This is a genomic window from Micromonospora sp. NPDC050695 (genome assembly GCF_040654415.1).
In the GTDB taxonomy this organism is placed as follows: Bacteria; Actinomycetota; Actinomycetes; order Mycobacteriales; family Micromonosporaceae; genus Micromonospora.
In genome coordinates, this window is record NZ_JBFAHZ010000009.1 from 159,093 (window position 1) to 176,304 (window position 17,212).

Below are 17,212 nucleotides of genomic sequence, written 5' to 3' on the forward strand. Positions count from 1 at the left end.
ACCAAACTCGTGTTGCCCCGGCTTGCGCCGGTCGTGCCCCCAACGGGATTCGAACCCGTGCTACCGCCTTGAAAGGGCGGCGTCCTGGGCCGCTAGACGATGAGGGCGGCCCCGCCATCATTGCACACTCGCAACTTCAAGCGGACTTGCTCCCATCCGGCCCCGCCGGAGGCTTGGAAAGCATACGTGATGCCCGGTCCTTCGACAAAATCGGTATCGGCAAGGGCCTGAGGCGGCACGTTTTCGCAGTTCAGAGGGGTTCAGCTGAGTCGGGCGACGCCGAAGCGGTGCTTCAGGTCGGCGATCAACTGCGGGCAGGCGGCCAGCGTCGCCGCCCGGTCGCCGCCCCCGTCGTGCAGCAGCACGATGGAGCCGCGCCGTGCCGCGTTGCGGACCCGCTTGGCGATCGTGGCCGCGGTCGGCTTGTCCCAGTCCCGCGGGTCGACGGCCCAGTGCAGCGGGCGCATGCCGAGGTCCTTCGCCACGCCCAGCACCTCCGACGTCCACCGGCCGCCCGGCTGCCGGTAGAAGGTCACCGGGGTGCCGGGTGCCGCCGCCTGGATGGCCTTGTTGGTGCGGACCAGGTCGGCCCGGATCTCGGCGACCGGTCGCCGGGCCAGGTCCAGGTCGTGCCGCCAGCTGTGGTTGCAGAGCTGATGCCCCTCCCGGACGATCCGCCGGATCAGATCCGGGTGACGTTGCGCCTCGCGACCGACCACACAGAAGGTGGCCGTGACCCGGGCGGCCCGCAGCTGGTCGAGCACCTTCGGCGTCCAGGCCGGGCTCGGCCCGTCGTCGAACGTCAGGGCCACCGGGCGTACACCGGTGTTGCGCCGCAGCCCGGCGGGGAGCTTGGCCGGCAGCGGACGCAGCTGGGGCTTCGGCGGCTTGGTGCGGGTGGGACGCGGCGACGGCGTGGGTGTGGGGGTGGGGGTGGGCGGCGTGGTCGATTCCACCGGCTGTGGTGCGCCGGCGGGTGCGATGGTGCCGTCCGGCTGGGCGCAGCCGGACAAGACCAGCGCCATGGCGAGGACGGACGCCAGGACAGCGCGGGCTTGCATCTGCTCGCTCCCGGAAGGGGTTCGGGGTAGGCGGACCCCCCGACGCTAGTGGAAGCCGCGCGAAGCGCACAGGGGCCGTCAGCCCTCGGTGGACTGGTCCAGCGAGTCACGGACCGCCACGGAGAGTGACACAGCCTCCGCGAGGTCGACCGGCCGGACCACCCCGGCGGGCAGGGAGTCGGCTCGCCAGCCGGGGCCGGCGGCGAGGACGAGCAGCGGACGGCGGGGTGCGGCGAGCAGCGCGCTGAGCTGGCCCGGGTCGGCGGTCGCCCGGGTGTGCGACCAGAGCACGACGGCGGCCGGCCCGGTCCTGCTGACCGCCTCGATGAGCGCGCCGACCGGCACCCGGGCGCCGAGCATCCGATAGCTGACCCCGGCTTCGGCCAGTGCGGCGGCCAACGCCTCGAGCGGAAGCGTGTGCTGTTCCTCATCCGCGCAGGAGAGCAGGATGCGGGCCGGCCCGGTCGGCACCTTGGCCCTGCTGGCCGCCGCGAACGCCTCCGACACGCAGCGGGACACCAGGTGTTCCACCTCGATCAGGCCAGCCGTGGCGGAGTGCCGTTCGCCGATGCCGGCGAGTACGGGACGCAGCAGGCCCTCCCAGGTGGCGACGACCCCGCTGGCGGCCAGGGTGTGCGCGATCGTCTCGCTGATCGACGCCGCGTCCAACCGCATGGCGGCGCGGGCCAGCCCGCGGGCGGCCGGGCCGGCGCGACCCACCGGGATCGTTCCGCCGCCGTCGCGGGAGGGCGGTCGGACCCGGTGGTGGCCGATGGTGTCGGTGGACGCCGGATCCGGTGCTTGCCGGGCCCAGCGGGCCGCCTCGGCGGGGCTCACCCCCTCGGCGGTGAGCCGCCGCATGATCTCTAGGCGGGCCAGGTCGGCCGGCGTGTACCGGCGGTGGTGGCCCGGGATGTGCTGGCTGGGCCCGAGCCCGTAGCGCTGGTGCCAGGTGCGCAGCGTGGTGACCGCGACCCCCAGCCGGCGCGCGACGGCGCCCGCGCTCAGCGCCTCATCGGCCACCCGACCGCTCCGCCGCGTCATCCGCCGACGATCCGGACGGGGTCACGGCCGGGCCGGTCGCGCCGGGCGTCGACGCCGAGGGGCGCAGCAGGCGGCTCACCACCCCGCCCAGCCAGGGTGCGTACGACCGGGGATCCCGGTCGAGCTCGGCCTCCAGGGCGGTGGGGTCGGCCCAGCGCAGCTCGGCCACCTCGTCGGGGTCGGGCAGCAGCGGAGCCACCGGACGGAACTCGCCGCGCAGCACGTGGTCGTACTCGAACTCGACCCGACCGGTGGCCGGGTCCTCGGCGTAGTAGACGTAGACGCCGACCTCGGTCAGCTCGACCGGGCCCGCGCCCAGTTCCTCGCGGAGCCGGCGGTTGGCCGCCTCGGCGAGGGACTCGCCCGGTCGGGGGTGGCCGCAACAGGAGTTCGCCCAGCGCAGCGGGAACCGTGTCTTGACGGCGGCCCGCCGCTGGAGCAGCACCTGGCCGTCCGGGTCGACCAGGATCACCGAGAAGGCCCGGTGCAGCTGCCCCGGTGGTTGGTGGGCGGCGGCGACGGTGGTCTCGCCATGTGCCCGCCCGGTGTCGTCGACCAGCTCGACGAGGTGCTCTTCGCGGTTGCTCATCGGCCCTCCCCGGTGATCCGACCGGCCGCCAGCTTGCCGGAGATCAGCACCATCGGCACACCGACCCCGGGCTGCGTGCCGGAGCCGACGAAGACGACGTTCGACAGGTCACGGTGCAGGTTCGACGGGCGGAACGGGCCGGTCTGGAAGAGGGTGTGCGCGGCGGCGAACGGGGTGCCGGCGGCCATCCCCTGCTCGGCCCACTCGGCGGGGGTGATGGCCCGCAGCACCTCCACCCCGGCGCCGAAGCCGACGTAGCCGCGCTCCTCCAGGGTGCCGATCAGCTGGTCGCCGTAGCGTTGGGTCAGGTCACCGCGCCACTCGAACGGGGCCCGGGCGAGATTGGGCACCGGAGCGAGCACATAGTAGGTGTGCCGGTCCGGTGGGGCCACCGACGGGTCGGTGCGGCTCGGGTTGGTGACCAGCAGCGACGGGTCGGTCATCAGCTCGCCCCGCCGGATGACCTCATCGAAGGTGCCCTTCCACGCGCGTCCGAAGTGGATGTTGTGGTGGGCGATCTTCGCATATCCCTGCCGGGAGCCGACGTGCAGGACGACGCAGGACGGCGAGTAGGTGAGTCGGCGTTCGCGGCCGGCGGGCAGCAGGTCGCGGTAGGCGACCGGCAGGTCCGGGTTGAGCACCACCACGTCCGCCGGCACGAGCTCGCCGTCGGCGGTCAGGACGCCGGTGGCCCGGCCGTTGGCGGTCTCCACCCGGGTCACCGTGGTGTCGTACCGGATCTGGACGCCGTGCTTCTCGGCGGCGCCGGCCATCGCCCGGGAGACCGCGTGGATGCCGCCGCGCGGGAAGTAGACCCCGGCCACCGAGTCGAGGTACGCGATGACCGCGTAGATGGCCAGCGCGTCGTGCGGGGCGAGGCCGGCGTACATCGCCTGGAAGGAGAAGATCCGCTGGGTGCGCGGGTCACGGAAGAACTGGTTGATCTTCGTTTGGAGGCGTCGGAACGCCCCACCGGTGAGCAGCTTGAGGAGGTTGCCGGTGATCAGGTCGGTCGGCGCGTCCAGGTTGCGTTCGATGAAGTCGGCCCGCTCCAACCGCCACAACTCCCGCGCGTAGTCGACGAAGCGCAGGTAGCCGTCGGCCTCCCTCGGCCCGCACACCCGGGAGATCTCGGCCGCCATCCGGGTGGTGTCGGTGAGCACGTCGAGGGTCGACCCGTCCGGGTAGTAGGCCCGGTAGGCGGGGTCGAGGGGCGTCAGGTCGAGCCAGTCGCGCAGCTCCTCGCCCACCGCGCCGAGCGCCTCGGCGATCAGGTCGGGCATGGTGAGCACGGTGGGGCCGGTGTCGAACTCGTAGCCCTCCACGGCGAGCCGCCCGGCCCGCCCGCCGGGCACCGGCTCACGTTCCAGCACGGTCACCTGCCGGCCACTGCCGGCCAGGTGCAGCGCGCAGGCGAGCCCACCCAACCCGGCGCCGACGACCACCACCCGGTCCGTCCGTCCTGTCACCGTCCGCACGTGACCACCTCCTTGGGAAAGTCGTTCATCAGGCCCGCCGATCGGTGGCGGCGGTGGCCAGCCCGGTCAGCGCGGTCCGTGCCGTCCGGTCCACGGGTGCGGCGTCCAGCGCGGCCAACGCGTCGCCGACCCGCTCGGCGATCATCCGTTCCACCCGGGCCGCCGCGCCGGTCTCGGCGACCAGCTCGGCGAGCCGTTCGACCGGTGCCGTCCCGGCTTGGTCCAGCGCGGTGAGCTGGGCCGGCGTGGCCAACTGCCGGGCCAGCATGAGCAGCGTCGTCGGCTTGCCGGCGCGCAGATCGTCACCGGCCGGTTTGCCGGTGGCGGCCGGGTCGCCGTAGACGCCGAGCAGGTCGTCGCGCAGCTGGAACGCCTCGCCAACGGCCAGGCCGTAGCGGGTGTACGCGGCGGTCAGCGGGTCGTCGGCGGGCGCTCCGGCCAGGCAGGCGCCGAAGAGCAGCGGCCGTTGGACGGTGTAGCTGGCGGTCTTGTAACGCGCCACCCGCAGGGCCCGGTCGACCGACCAGTTGGCCGGGTCGTTCTCACCGAGCACGTCGAGATACTGCCCGGCGACGGTGTCGACCCGCATCTGGTCGTAGCAGTGGCGGACCTCGAACAGCTGGGCCGGCGCCACGGTGGCCTGCGCCAGCAGCCGGTCGGCCCAGACCATGCAGAGGTCGCCGATGAGCACCGCGACGGCCTCGCCGAACCGGCCCGGGTCGCCCCGGTGGCCGGCGGCGACGTGCTGCTCGGCGAGCGCGACATGTGCGGTGGGCCGGCCGCGTCGGACCGTGGAGGCGTCCATCACGTCGTCGTGCACCAGCGCGAAGGTGTGCAGCAGTTCGAGGGCGGCCAGCGCGGGCAGCACCGGCGCCAGCGGCTCGCTGCCGCCGACCGCCCCGCGCCAGCCCCAGTACGCGAAGGTGGGCCGGATCCGCTTGCCGCCGGCCAGCACGGCGTCCCGGGCGGCGACCGCGAAGCCGCCCATCCCCGCGTCGATCTCGGCGAGGGTGTCGACCTCGGCGGCGAGGAACGTGGTGAGGGTGTCGTCCACCGCCGTGATCAGGTCCTGGGTGTACGCGGCGAGCACCGCCCGGACCGGATCGTCCCCCTCGCCCGGCCCTGCCGGCGCCACACGAATCGCGTTGCCCGCAACTGCGTCGTTGGCCATGTGGGCGAGCGTACCCTAGGGTTACGAGTTGCGTCGATTGGTGCGTCGATATTTGAGGAGGGCCGGTGGACACCGATCTCACCGCTGCCTATGACCGGTGCCGTGAGCTGCACAGACGTCACGGCCGCACCTACTATCTCGCCACCCGGCTGCTTCCCGCGTGGAAACGACGACATGTGCACGCCCTCTACGGGTTCACGCGGTACGCCGACGAGATCGTCGACCGCACCGAGGACCTGCCGCCGGCCGAGCGGGCCGCCCTGCTCGACGACTGGGCCAGCCGTTTCGTGGCCGGCCTGCACGGTGCGCCGGTCGACGACCCGCTGCTGCCGGCCGTGCTGCACACGATCGCCGTCTTCGATCTCGACCGGGACGACTTTGCGTCGTTTCTGAAGAGCATGGCGATGGATCTGACCGTCACCGCGTACCCGACCTACGACCACCTGCTCGACTACATGGAGGGTTCGGCGGCGGTCATCGGCACGATGATGCTGCCCATCCTCGGCAGCTCCGACCCGGCGGCGGCCCGCGAGCCGGCCCGCCAACTCGGCTTCGCCTTCCAGCTCACCAACTTCATCCGGGACGTCGCCGAGGACCTCGACCGGGGCCGCACCTACCTGCCGGACGAGGACCTGGCGAAGTTCGGCGTCACCCGCGACGAGCTGGTCGAGGCCCGGGACCGGGGGCGGGGCACGCCCCGGACCCGCGAGCTGATCGAGTACGAGGTGACCCGCGCGCAGGCGCACTACGCCGCCGCCGCACCCGGCATCACCATGCTCGCGCCCGCCTCGCAGGCGTGCATGCGCACCGCGTACGCGCTGTACGGCGGCATCCTCGACGAGGTGGCCGCGCAGGACTACGACGTGTTCGCCCGGCGGGCCCTGGTGCCGCAACGGCGTCGGATGGCGGTGGCCGCCCGTGCCCTGCTCACGTCGACCGGTACCCCGGTCTCCATCCCCGGGCCGACGGTGCACCCGGCGGCCCGGTGACCGGGGGCACCGCGATCGTTCTCCTCACCCGCGACCTGCGGGTGCACGACCACCCGGCGCTGGCCACCACCTGCGCGGCCTTCGACCGGGTGGTTCCGCTGTACGTGTTCGACCTGGCGCTGGCCGGCCTGTCGGCCAACCGCACCCGGTTCCTGCACCAGGCCGTCGCCGAGTTGCGCACCGAGTTGCGCGAGCGGGGCGGCGACCTGGTGGTGCGCCACGGCGACCCGGTGGACGAGACGGTCCGGCTGGCCGGCGAGGTCGGCGCCACCGCCGTCGCTCTCTCGGCCGATGTGAGCCGGCACGCCCGCCGGCGGGAGCGGCGCCTGCGCGACGAGTGTGCGCGGCACCGGCTGCACCTGCGACTGTTTCCCGGGCTGACCGTCATCGAGCCGGGTGCCCTGCGGCCGGGCGGCGGCGGTGACCACTACCGGGTGTTCACCCCGTACCACCGGGCCTGGGCGGCCTCGCCATGGCGCGAGGAGTTGGCCGCGCCGCGGCGGATCACGCTGCCCGACGGGGTACGCGTCGGTCGGCTGCCGGCGCTGCCGGCCGGAGAGTCACCCGACGCCGCCGTCGGCGGCGAGCGGGTCGCCCGCCAGCGGCTCACCGACTGGCTGCCCGACCTCGACCGGTACGGCGACCAGCACGACGACATGGCCGGCGACGACACGTCCCGGCTCAGCCCGTACCTGCGTTTCGGCTGCGTGTCGCCGCTGGCGGTAGCCAACCGGGCCGGCGACCGGTCCGGCCCGTTCGTCCGGCAGCTCTGCTGGCGGGACTTCTACTACCAGGTCACCGCCGCCTTTCCGGCGATCTCGACCGCCGCGTACCGGCCGGGTGCCACCGAGCGGTGGCGCTACGACGACGACGCGCTGGCGGCCTGGGCCGAGGGGCGCACCGGGATGCCGATCGTGGACGCGGGGATGCGGCAGCTGCGGGCGCAGGGTTGGATGCACAACCGGGCCCGGCTGATCACGGCCGGCTACCTGACGAAGCACCTCGGGCAGGACTGGCGGGCCGGGGTGGGCGTCTTCTTCCGTTGGCTGCTGGACGGCGACGTGGCCAACAACTCCGGCAACTGGCAGTGGGTCGCCGGCACCGGCAACGACACCAAGCCGTACCGGGGGTTCAACCCGGTCCGGCAGGCCGAACGGTACGACCCGGACGGCGACTACGTCCGCCGCTGGGTGCCGGAGCTGGCGAGGGTGCCGGGCAAGGCCGTGCACCAGCCGTGGAAGCTGCCCGACGACCCGCGCCGATCGCTGGACTACCCACCGCCGCTCTCGGTGCCCGGCACCGATCCGGTGTGGCTGCGCTGACGGTCACAGGCAGGAGTGCAGGGCCTCGACCAGCTCGTCCACCCGGTCGTGTTCGGCGAGCAGGGCCGTGGCGTACGCGAAGACGTAACCCCGCTCCGGGTCGGCCCACGCACTGCTGCCACCGATGCCGCCCATGCCCCAACTACCGTCCGGCTCCCACTGCATGCCGAGCGTCCACCGGACCTGGCGGTCCAGCACGAGGTCCGGCCCGTCGTACTGGATCCGGGTCGCCTCGGCCACCAGTTCGGGGCTGACCAGCCGGACCCCGTCCAGGACGCCACCGGCCAGTAGGCCGGCGTAGAGCCGGGCCAACCCGGACGCGCTGGCGTGCAGGTTGACCGCCGGCACCTCGGCACGCCGCCAGAGCGGGCTGTTCAGCACCGCCAGGTCAAGCCCACCGGCCGGGTTGCCCATCGCCCGCGCCCGCGGTGAACCCGGCTCGCCGAGCTTCCGGGCCGGCCACTGCGGGTCGCCGTAGCGCAGGTCCGCGCAGCGCCGCTGGTCCGCCTCGGCCAGCCCGAAGCCGAGGTCGAGCCGCCACGGGCCGGCGATCTCGTCGGCCAGGAACCTGCCCACCGAGCGGCCGTCGACCCGCCGGACCAGCTCGCCCACCAGGTGCCCGTACGTCCACGCGTGCTCCCCGGCCATCGAGCCCGGCGTCCACTCGGGATCGGCTGCGGCGAGGTCGCCGGCGAGCAGAGCCCAGTCGGCGATCGCGGCGGCCGGCCGGGGCACCGGGAAGGTCGGCAGCCCGGAGGTGTGCGACAGCAGGTGCCGCACGGTGGCCGGGGTGCGGAACTCCGGCCAGTACCGATCGACGGGCGCGTCGAGGTCGACCTGCCCACGGTCGACGAGCGTCAGCAGACACAGCGCGGCCACCGGCTTGCCGGCCGAGTAGACGTTGACCAGGGTGTCCGGCCGCCACGGCTCGCCACCCGGCCCGTCGCTGGTGCCACCGACCAGGTCGACCACCGGCTGCCCGTCGTACCAGACGGTCAGGCTCGCGCCGCTCTCCCGGCCGGAGGCGAGCAGGTCGTGGAAGTGATCCCGGACCGGGGTGAAGCGTGCGTGCATGCGGTAACCGTAGGCTGCCCGGCCCGCTACCGGGGTCGACTTTTCGTTGACCCCGGTGGTTGGCGTGCGGTCGCTGGGGGATGCTGTTCGGGTGGCGGAACCGGAGCTGGTGGATGTTGTCGTGGTCGGGCTCGGGGTCGGCGGCGAGGAGGTGGCCGAGCGGCTCGCCGAGGCCGGCCTGAGCGTCGTCGGTGTCGAGCGGGATCTGGTCGGCGGTGAGTGCCCGTACTGGGGCTGCATCCCGAGCAAGATGATGATCAGGGCGGCCAACGCGCTCGCCGAGGCCCGCCGTGTCGACGGGTTGGCCGGGACGGCGCAGGTCCAGCCGGACTGGGCGCCGGTGGCGAAGCGGATCCGCGAGGAGGCCACCGACACCTGGGACGACACGGTCGCGGTGCAGCGGTTCACCGGCAAGGGTGGCCGCTTCGTCCGGGGCAGCGGCCGGCTCGACGGCCCGGGGCGGGTCCGGGTCGGTGACCAGGTGTTCCAGGCTCGGCACGGGGTCGTGCTGGGCACCGGCACGCGTCCGTCGGTGCCGCCGATCGATGGGTTGGCCGACACCCCGTACTGGACCAACCACCAGGCGATCGAGGTCGAGCAGTTGCCGGCGTCGCTGCTGGTGCTCGGAGGTGGCGCGATCGGACTGGAACTGGCCCAGGTCTTCGCCCGCTTCGGTGTGCGGGTCACCGTGGTGGAGGCGCTGGAGCGGGTGCTGGCCGTCGAGGAGCCGGAGGCGTCCGAGGTCGCCGCCGCGGCGCTGCGCGCCGACGGCGTGGAGATCCACACCGGGGTACGCGCCGAACGGGTCGAGCACGACGGGAACCGGTTCACCCTGCGGGGGGCCGGCGGTGCCGAGTTCACGGCCGACCAGTTGCTGGTGGTGACCGGGCGCCGCGCCCACCTGGAGGAGTTGGGGCTGGACACGGTCGGCGTGGACGCCGCCCAGCGCTACCTGCCGGTGGACGACCGGTTGCACGTCACCGACGGCATCTGGGCGGTCGGTGACCTGACCGGCGAGGGGGCCTTCACCCACATCGCCATGTACCAGGCGGCCATCGTGATCGCCGACGTGCTGGCGCACGCTCGCCAGGCGGACGCGGGGCCGGATGCCAGCGGCACCGCCAGCGTGGTCGGCGGTGCGATGGGCGCGTCCAGTTCGCTGGCGGCCAGTGGGTCGAGCGGTTCGGCGGGCAGCGTGCCACGCGCCGACTACCGCGCGCTGCCCCGGGTGACGTTCACCGATCCCGAGGTCGGCGCGGTGGGGCTGACCGAGCGGCAGGCCCGCGAGCGCGGCATCAACGTGCAGGTCGGGTTCACCAAGCTGAGCAGCTCGACCCGGGGTTGGATCCACCAGGTCGGCGACGAGGGTTTCATCAAGCTGATCGCGGACGCCGACCAGGGCGTGCTGATCGGCGCGACGTCGGTCGGCCCGACCGGTGGCGAGGTGCTCTCGGCGCTGGTCGTGGCGGTGCACGCGGCGGTGCCGCTGAGTCAGCTCCGGCACATGATCTACGCGTACCCGACGTTCCACCGGGCCATCGAGGACGCGCTGCGCAACCTGTCCTGACGACACCGGCGGCTGGCCGGCGCCGTGCGGGCTGCGCGAGGTCCGCGCCGTGCGGGCTGCGCGAGGTCCGCGCCGTGCGGGCTCCGCGAGGTCCGCGCCGTGCGGGCTCCGCGAGGTCCGCGCTGTGCGGGCTCCGCGAGGTCCGCGCCGTGCGGGTTCGCGATGCCCGCGCTGTGCGGGCTCCGCGAGGCCCGTGCCCGGAAGAGCGTGATGCCTCACAGTCATCTTGATGCCGCTGAGGCATCACGCTCGAAACGGCGAGCGGGACAGGTCGGAGGCAGTGCGGCGCCGCGTCGGGCTGGCGTCACGGTGCACATCGGCGTGTCGATCGACGTCAAGACGTGGCAGGTCAACGGCAAAACCCAGCGGATTGGCTGTTCATTTCTTTCATGAGGTTGACGTACGATTGCGACCGTGACCAAGCGGTTGACTGAAGTTGCCAAGAAGGCGGGCGTCAGCGAGGCCACCGTCAGCCGGGTGCTCAACGGTCGGGACGGCGTGTCCGAGGCGACCCGGACGGCCGTGCTGACCGCGCTCGACGTGCTCGGCTACGAGCGGCCGACCAAGCTGCGTGGCGAGCGTGCCCGGCTGGTCGGGCTGGTGCTGCCCGAACTGCAGAACCCGATCTTCCCGGCGCTCGCCGAGGTGGTGACCGGGTCGCTCGCCCAGCGGGGTTACACCCCGGCGCTCTGCGCCCGCACCATCGGTGGTGTGTCCGAGATGGACTACGTGGAGATGCTCCTCGACCACCAGGTCTCCGGGGTGATCTTCGCCGGCGGTTCGTACGCCCTCGCCGACGCGCGGCACGACCACTACCGCCGGCTGACCGACCGGGGCCTGCCGGTGGTGTTGGTCAACGCGGGCGTGGACGAGTTGGGCTTTCCCCGGGTCTCCACGGACGACGCGGTGGCCGTGGAGCAGGCGTACGGGCACCTGCGGTCGCTCGGGCACGAGCGCATCGGGCTGGTGCTCGGCCCGGAGGGGCACGTGCCGTCCCGGCGCAAGCTGGACGCGATGATCCAGGCCGCGGGCTGGGGCGAGGGCGACGACGCGGAATGCGTCGAGCGTTCCAGCTTCTCGATGGAGGGCGCCCGGGTGGCCGCGACGAAACTGGTCGAGCGGGGTGTCACCGGCATCATCTGCGCCAGCGACGTGCTGGCCCTGGGCACCATTCGAGCCGCACGGCGGCTGGGTCGTGCCGTGCCGACCGACATCTCGGTGGTGGGCTACGACGACTCCGCGTTCATGACCTGCACCGACCCGCCGCTGACCACGGTGCGGCAGCCGATCGAGACGATGGGCCAAGCCGCCGTGGACCTGCTGGTGACCCAGATCGAGGGGGCCGGCGTGCTGCACGACGAGCTGCTGTTCGAACCCGAGCTGGTGGTACGCGGCTCCACCGCACCGGCACCCCGTCGCTGACCCTCGCCGTACCGCACTGACCGACCGCCCTCCGGCCGTCGACCGCCCCCCGCGGTCGGCGGCCTTTTCGCTGTCCAAAACCGTCCGAACCAGGCGCAATCCCAACTTCTGTTCGTCTCTGTCGTCAAGATGTCGCGTCTTTTCAGAACACGGTCGACACCTTGCTGAAATGAGTCGGCCTCGTTACAGTGACTTCACTCACACCTGGCTCCGGCGCAGCTACAGGGCGTCAGGTCGCATCACCGCAGATCAGCGAAGGTCTTGGAGACACCCGTTCCCGAAGGGATGGACAGATGTCCGTACCGCAATACCGAAAGGCTGCGGCGCTGGCGCTCGTGGCCGGCCTGGGGTTCAGCCTCACGGCGTGCTCCACGAAGAGCGGCGACAAGGACACGAACGCCGGCGGCAAGGTCACCATCACGGTCGACTGCCAGCCCGTCGGCGCCCAGAAAGAACTGTTGAAGAACTGGAACGACGACGTCGCCGAGTTCCAGCGGCAGAACCCGGACATCGTCGTCAAGAGCGTGAGCGTCGGCGAGCAGTGCAACAACCCGCCGGACTTCACCGCCCGCCTCGCCGGCGGCACCGTGACCGACGTGTTCTACGGGTACATGACCGACGTCCAGCAGGTGCTCGACTCCGGCCAGGCGATGGACATCGCCCAATATGCCAACAAGGACACGATCCCCACCTGGGACAGCATCGACCCGGCGCTCAAGGAGGTCTTCACCGACGGCGGCAAGCTCTACGCCGTCCCGGTGAAGAACTACTCGATGGGCCTGATCTACAACAAGGTCCTCTTCCAGCAGGCCGGGCTCGACGTGAACAACCCGCCCAAGACCTGGGCGGACGTCCGGGCGGCCGCCAAGAAGATCTCCGCCCTCGGCAACGGCATCGCCGGCTACTCGGAGTACAGCGCCGGCAACACCGGCGGCTGGCACTTCACCTCCCTGCTCTACTCGCAGGGCGGCCGGGTGCTGACCGAGGACGGCAAGAAGGCCGACTTCAACAACGCCCAGGGCAAGCAGGTCCTGCAGAACCTCAAGGACATGCGGTACGGCGACAACAGCATGGGCAGCCGCCAGCTGCTCCAGTGGGCTGACCTGCTGACGAACGCCGGCGCGGGCAAGGTCGGCATGTTCATCGGTGCTCCGGACGCCACCCAGGCGATCGTCAGCCAGTTCCAGGGCAAGTTCCAGGACTGGGCGATGGCCCCGCTGCCCGGCCAGGATGGCGCGGCGAAGGGGACGCTCGGCGGCGGCGAGGGTTACTTCTTCAAGAAGGACCTGACCCCCGAGCAGGTCAAGGCCGGTATGAAGTGGATCGCGTACCAGAAGCTGACCCCGGGCAAGGGCCAGTTCGACTACGTGCGGGCCAAGCCGCAGAACTACCCGGTGGGTCTGCCCCAGCCGCTGCTGTTCGCCAACGGCAGCGACGCGCAGAAGCAGGAACTGGAGCTGCGCAAGGCCAACGCGAACGTCGACACGGCGAACTTCGCGATCTTCGAGGCGACCCCGGTGCCGATCAAGGGTGAGCCGCGCAACGCGCAGGCCATCTACGCGGTGCTCGACGCCGCGATGTCCGGGGTGCTGACCAACCCGAACGCGAACATCGACGCGCTGCTCAAGACCGCCGAGGAGAAGGTCAACCAGCTCCTCGCCGCGGAGAGCTGACCGAGCGTGTGGGGGCCGGGACGCCGACCCGGCCCCCACACCGTCCACGCCGCATCGACGACGTCACCGACTCACTCAGGAGTTGCCTTGGCGATCACCACCGTCCCGCCGACCTCTCGGACAGCGGGCCGTCCGCCGTCGCCGTACCCGGCGAGGCCGCAGCGCACGAGCCTCGGCCGCAAGGTACGGGACAACCTCACCGGTCACGCGTTCCTGATTGGGGCGGTGCTCTGCTTCGTCGTCTTCTCCTGGTACCCGATGGTCCGCGGCATCGTCATGAGCTTCCAGCGGACCCGGCGCGGCGAGACCACCTGGGTGGGTTGGGACAACTACTCCCGCATCCTCGCCGACCCGAGCTTCTGGCCGGCCTGGCAGAACACGCTCTACTTCACGGTGCTCGCGCTCGTCGTCGGGTACGCGGTGCCGTTCTTCGTGGCGATCCTGCTCAACGAGTTCCGCCACGCCAAGGGTTACCTGCGGATCCTGGTCTACCTGCCGGTGATGCTGCCGCCGGCCTCCGCGCTGTACCTGTTCAAGTTCTACGCGTACGACCCCAGCGACGCGGGGCTCTTCAACGCGATCCTGAAGGCGTTGCACCTGCCCACCTCCCAGTGGATGCAGTCGCCCGACATGACGATGCCGGCCATGGTGATCGCGTCGACCTGGATGAACATGGGTGGCGCGGTGCTCATCTACCTGGCGTCGTTGCAGAGCATCCCCGGTGAGCTGTACGAGGCGGCCGAGCTCGACGGCGCGGGGATCTGGCGGCGCATCCGGCACGTGACGATCCCGCAGACCCGCCTGATCCTCGCGCTCCTGGCGATGATCCAGATCGTCGCCACGATGCAGCTCTTCATCGAGCCCCTGATCCTCGCCAACGGCGCGGGCGCGGAGGACTCCGCGACGACGGTGGCGTACCTGATCTACCAGCACGGGTTCTTCCAGAACGACCTCAACGGCGCCGCCGCAGTGGGCGTGATCATGCTCGTGGTGCTGGCCGGCTTCTCCGCCGTGTACCTGCGGCTGAGCGCGAAACAGGACTAGGACGGCGAGGAATGGCACAGGAATCCGGCACCCGGACCCTCATCTCCCAAGCCCAGCTCAGCCGGGGGCGCGGCAGGATCATCTACTGGACGCTGCTGGTGGTCGTCGTGACGGGGTTCACCCTCGTTTTCCTCGGCCCGCTCTACTGGATGGTTACCGGCGCGCTCAAGTCCGGCCAGGAGATCGCGCAGACCCCGCCGACGCTGTTCCCGAAGGACCCCCAGCCGCAGAACTACATCGACGCCTGGAACAACCTGGAACTCGCCAAGCTGCTGTTCAACACGTTCTACTACGCCATCGGCGCGGTGCTGTTCCAACTCGTCTTCGATGCGGCTGCCGCGTACTCGTTGTCCAAGCTGAGGCCGATTTTCGGCAACGTGATCCTCGCGCTGATGCTGGGAACGCTGATGATTCCGGCGATGGTCCTCATCGTTCCGCAGTACGTGACCGTGATCGACCTGCCGATCGCGCACATCAACCTGCTGGACTCGCCGTTCGCGATCTGGCTGCCCCTGGTGGCGAACGCATTCAACATCTTCCTGTTGAAGCGGTTCTTCGACTCGATTCCGGAGGAGCTGATGGCGGCGGCCCTGGTGGACGGGGCGACGCCACTGCGTACGCTCTGGTCGATCATCCTGCCGATGTCCCGCCCGATCCTCGGGGTCGTCGCGATCCTGGCCATGACGGCGGTCTGGAAGGACTTCCTCTGGCCGAAGCTGGTCATGCCGTCGCCGCAGACGCGGACGGTCAGCGTCGGCATCTACTCCTTCGCGGGTGGTACGCCCATGAACGTGGTGATCGCCGCGTCGGTCATCGCCGCGATCCCGACCGTCATCGTCTTCCTGATCTTCCAGCGGAACATCATGTCCGGCCTGACCACCGGCAGCCTCAAGGGGTGACCATTACCGCGTCTCCCCGCGGCGAACAATGACCGTTCGCCCGACACATATCCAGGTCCGGCGAACTCGCCGACGTACTGACGCAGAAAGCAGGTGCTCGTGTCCACAGCAGACAGTGGTCCGTGGTGGCGTGGAGCCGTTATCTACCAGGTGTATCCACGTAGCTTCGCCGACGGCAACGGCGACGGTATCGGCGACATCGCCGGGATCCGGTCCCGGCTGGATCACCTGGCCGCACTTGGCGTCGACGCGATCTGGTTCAGCCCCTGGTATCCGTCGCCGATGGCCGACGCCGGCTACGACGTGTCCGACTACCGTGACATCGACCCGGTCTTCGGCACGCTGGCCGAGGCGGAGGCCCTGATCGCGGAGGCCCACGCGCTCGGCATCCGGACCATCGTCGACGTCGTACCCAACCACTGCTCGGACGCGCACCCGTGGTTCCAGGCCGCCCTCGCCGGCGGCCCCGGGGCGCCCGAGCGGGACCTGTTCTGGTTCCGCCCCGGCCGGGGGCCGAACGGCGACCAGCGGCCCACCGACTGGGTCGGCGAGTTCGGCGGCGAGACCTGGACGCGCACCACCAACCCGGACGGCACCCCCGGCGACTGGTACCTGCACCTGTTCGCCCCGCAGCAGCCGGACTTCAACTGGGAGCACCCCCGGGTACGCGCCGAATTCGAGGACATCCTGCGGTTCTGGTTCGACCGGGGCGTCGACGGCATCCGGATCGACTCGGCCGGTCTGCTGGTCAAGGACGGCGAGCTGCCCGAGGTCCGGCCGGACCAGCCGCACCCGTTCCACGACCTCGACGGGGTCCACGACATCTACCGGGGCTGGCGCCGGGTCGCCGACTCCTACCCCGGCGAGCGCGCCCTGATCGGTGAGGTGTGGCTGCCGGACCGGCAGCGGTTCGCCAACTACCTGCGCCCGGACGAGCTGCACGCGGCGTTCAACTTCGACTTCCTCGGCTGCGCCTGGGACGCCTCTGCGTTGCGCGAGAGCATCGACGGCACGTTGAGCGCGCACGCGCCGGTCGGTGCGCCGGCCACCTGGGTGCTCTCCAACCACGACGTCACCCGGCACGTCACCCGCTACGGGCGGGCGGACACCACGTTCAGCTTCGCCGCCAAGCGCGAGGGCATCCCGACCGACCTGGAGCTGGGCACCCGGCGGGCCCGTGCCGCCGCGCTGCTCTCGCTGTCGCTGCCCGGCGCCGCCTACGTCTACCAGGGCGAGGAGCTGGGGCTCTACGAGGTCGAGGACATTCCGTACGCGATGCGCCAGGACCCGATGTGGGAGCGTTCCGGCCGCGTCGACCCCGGCCGTGACGGCTGCCGCGTGCCCTTGCCGTGGACCGGCGACGAGCCGCCGTTCGGGTTCAGCCCCGACGGCGCGACCGCTCCGTGGCTGCCTCAGCCGGCCGACTGGAAGGAACGGACCGCCCGGGCGCAGACCGGCGACGCGGCCTCGATGCTGGAGCTGTACCGGGCGGCGATCGGGATCCGCCGGGCCCAGCCGGCGCTCGGCGACGGCGAGCTGACCTGGCTGACCGCCCCGGAGGGGGTGCTCGCGTTCAGCCGGGGCGGTGGCTTCCGCTGCCTGGTCAACCTCTCCGACACCCCGGTGGAGGTGCCCGCCGACGGGGATGTGCTGCTGGCCAGCGGGCCGCTCGACGACGGTCTGCTGCCGTCGGACACCGCCGTCTGGCTGCGTACCGCCGAATCGCCCGCGGCGGACGGCGCCGCCCTCACCTGACCCACGCCGTGGTGCCGGCGGTCCCGTCCCGACCGCCGGCACCACACCCGTCGAAGAGAGGAGGACCAAGGGGGAACGCGACACGCCGCACCGCAACGGGGGGACCTGGCCTGCCTGACGAAAG

At 71.6% G+C, this 17,212-nt stretch carries 14 protein-coding genes and 1 tRNA gene; 8 read left to right on the forward strand and 7 right to left on the reverse strand.

Features of this window, described 5'->3' with window-relative positions; translation table 11 throughout:
- Window positions 1-34 precede the first annotated feature (34 nt).
- The 6 genes from AB0H52_RS09845 to AB0H52_RS09870 all read right to left on the reverse strand — a co-directional run bounded on the left by AB0H52_RS09845 (window position 35) and on the right by AB0H52_RS09870 (window position 5,343).
- A tRNA-Glu gene (locus tag AB0H52_RS09845) sits at window positions 35-107 on the reverse strand.
- A gap of 153 nt (window positions 108-260) precedes the next feature.
- Window positions 261-1,061, reverse strand: a complete 801-nt coding sequence (locus AB0H52_RS09850; RefSeq protein WP_357946394.1) for a polysaccharide deacetylase family protein — start codon at window positions 1,059-1,061, stop codon at window positions 261-263.
- Between the two features lie 78 nt (window positions 1,062-1,139).
- Window positions 1,140-2,084, reverse strand: a complete 945-nt coding sequence (locus tag AB0H52_RS09855) for a MerR family transcriptional regulator (RefSeq protein ID WP_151491613.1) — start codon at window positions 2,082-2,084, stop codon at window positions 1,140-1,142.
- Window positions 2,074-2,694 (reverse strand): isopentenyl-diphosphate Delta-isomerase, encoded by a 621-nt coding sequence (gene idi / locus AB0H52_RS09860; protein WP_151491600.1) that lies wholly within the window; start codon window positions 2,692-2,694, stop codon window positions 2,074-2,076. The genes AB0H52_RS09855 and idi overlap by 11 nt, the downstream gene beginning before the upstream one ends.
- The gene (crtI, locus tag AB0H52_RS09865; RefSeq protein ID WP_357946397.1) at window positions 2,691-4,172 is read right to left on the reverse strand and encodes a phytoene desaturase family protein; all 1,482 of its coding nucleotides are present in this window, start codon (window positions 4,170-4,172) and stop codon (window positions 2,691-2,693) included. Before crtI ends, idi begins: the two co-directional genes overlap by 4 nt.
- Before the next feature lie 28 nt (window positions 4,173-4,200).
- Entirely contained in the window at window positions 4,201-5,343 is a 1,143-nt protein-coding gene (locus tag AB0H52_RS09870; protein WP_357946401.1) for a polyprenyl synthetase family protein, read from the reverse strand.
- Between the two features lie 65 nt (window positions 5,344-5,408).
- Here AB0H52_RS09870 and AB0H52_RS09875 point away from each other — a divergent pair, with 65 nt between their 5' ends.
- A complete protein-coding gene (locus AB0H52_RS09875) occupies window positions 5,409-6,332 on the forward strand; it encodes a phytoene/squalene synthase family protein (protein WP_151491603.1) in 924 nt (307 codons plus the stop codon).
- The gene (locus AB0H52_RS09880; RefSeq protein ID WP_151491604.1) at window positions 6,329-7,654 is read left to right on the forward strand and encodes a deoxyribodipyrimidine photo-lyase; all 1,326 of its coding nucleotides are present in this window, start codon (window positions 6,329-6,331) and stop codon (window positions 7,652-7,654) included. Before AB0H52_RS09875 ends, AB0H52_RS09880 begins: the two co-directional genes overlap by 4 nt.
- Before the next feature lie 3 nt (window positions 7,655-7,657).
- Here AB0H52_RS09880 and AB0H52_RS09885 read toward each other — a convergent pair whose 3' ends face one another.
- On the reverse strand, window positions 7,658-8,728 hold the full coding sequence (locus AB0H52_RS09885) for a serine hydrolase domain-containing protein (protein ID WP_151491605.1): 1,071 nt from the start codon (window positions 8,726-8,728) through the stop codon (window positions 7,658-7,660).
- 91 nt (window positions 8,729-8,819) lie between these two features.
- Between AB0H52_RS09885 and AB0H52_RS09890 the strand changes: the two genes are divergently transcribed.
- The 6 genes from AB0H52_RS09890 to AB0H52_RS09915 all read left to right on the forward strand — a co-directional run bounded on the left by AB0H52_RS09890 (window position 8,820) and on the right by AB0H52_RS09915 (window position 17,088).
- Window positions 8,820-10,295 (forward strand): FAD-dependent oxidoreductase, encoded by a 1,476-nt coding sequence (locus AB0H52_RS09890; RefSeq protein ID WP_151491606.1) that lies wholly within the window; start codon window positions 8,820-8,822, stop codon window positions 10,293-10,295.
- Between the two features lie 414 nt (window positions 10,296-10,709).
- Window positions 10,710-11,717, forward strand: coding sequence for a LacI family DNA-binding transcriptional regulator (locus tag AB0H52_RS09895; RefSeq protein WP_151491607.1), 1,008 nt, complete (start codon window positions 10,710-10,712; stop codon window positions 11,715-11,717).
- A 293-nt stretch (window positions 11,718-12,010) separates the two neighbouring features.
- Window positions 12,011-13,390, forward strand: a complete 1,380-nt coding sequence (locus AB0H52_RS09900; protein ID WP_151491608.1) for an extracellular solute-binding protein — start codon at window positions 12,011-12,013, stop codon at window positions 13,388-13,390.
- 87 nt (window positions 13,391-13,477) lie between these two features.
- Complete coding sequence (locus AB0H52_RS09905) at window positions 13,478-14,434, forward strand: sugar ABC transporter permease (protein WP_151491609.1); 957 nt, start codon at window positions 13,478-13,480, stop codon at window positions 14,432-14,434.
- An 11-nt stretch (window positions 14,435-14,445) separates the two neighbouring features.
- Window positions 14,446-15,333 carry a carbohydrate ABC transporter permease gene (locus AB0H52_RS09910; RefSeq protein ID WP_151491610.1) on the forward strand — a complete coding sequence of 296 codons (888 nt, stop codon included), beginning with the start codon at window positions 14,446-14,448 and terminating at the stop codon, window positions 15,331-15,333.
- 99 nt (window positions 15,334-15,432) lie between these two features.
- Entirely contained in the window at window positions 15,433-17,088 is a 1,656-nt protein-coding gene (locus tag AB0H52_RS09915; RefSeq protein WP_151491611.1) for a glycoside hydrolase family 13 protein, read from the forward strand.
- The last annotated feature ends 124 nt before the right edge of the window (window positions 17,089-17,212 follow it).

What these genes read in the sequence shown, in the direction of transcription:
- AB0H52_RS09850 (WP_357946394.1), bottom strand. Translation starts at nt 1,061, where the DNA reads ATGCAAGCCCGCGCTGTCCTGGCGTCCGTCCTCGCCATGGCGCTGGTC.
- idi (WP_151491600.1), bottom strand. Translation starts at nt 2,694, where the DNA reads ATGAGCAACCGCGAAGAGCACCTCGTCGAGCTGGTCGACGACACCGGG.
- AB0H52_RS09870 (WP_357946401.1), bottom strand. Translation starts at nt 5,343, where the DNA reads ATGGCCAACGACGCAGTTGCGGGCAACGCGATTCGTGTGGCGCCGGCA.
- AB0H52_RS09885 (WP_151491605.1), bottom strand. Translation starts at nt 8,728, where the DNA reads ATGCACGCACGCTTCACCCCGGTCCGGGATCACTTCCACGACCTGCTC.
- AB0H52_RS09900 (WP_151491608.1), top strand. Translation starts at nt 12,011, where the DNA reads ATGTCCGTACCGCAATACCGAAAGGCTGCGGCGCTGGCGCTCGTGGCC.
- AB0H52_RS09910 (WP_151491610.1), top strand. Translation starts at nt 14,446, where the DNA reads ATGGCACAGGAATCCGGCACCCGGACCCTCATCTCCCAAGCCCAGCTC.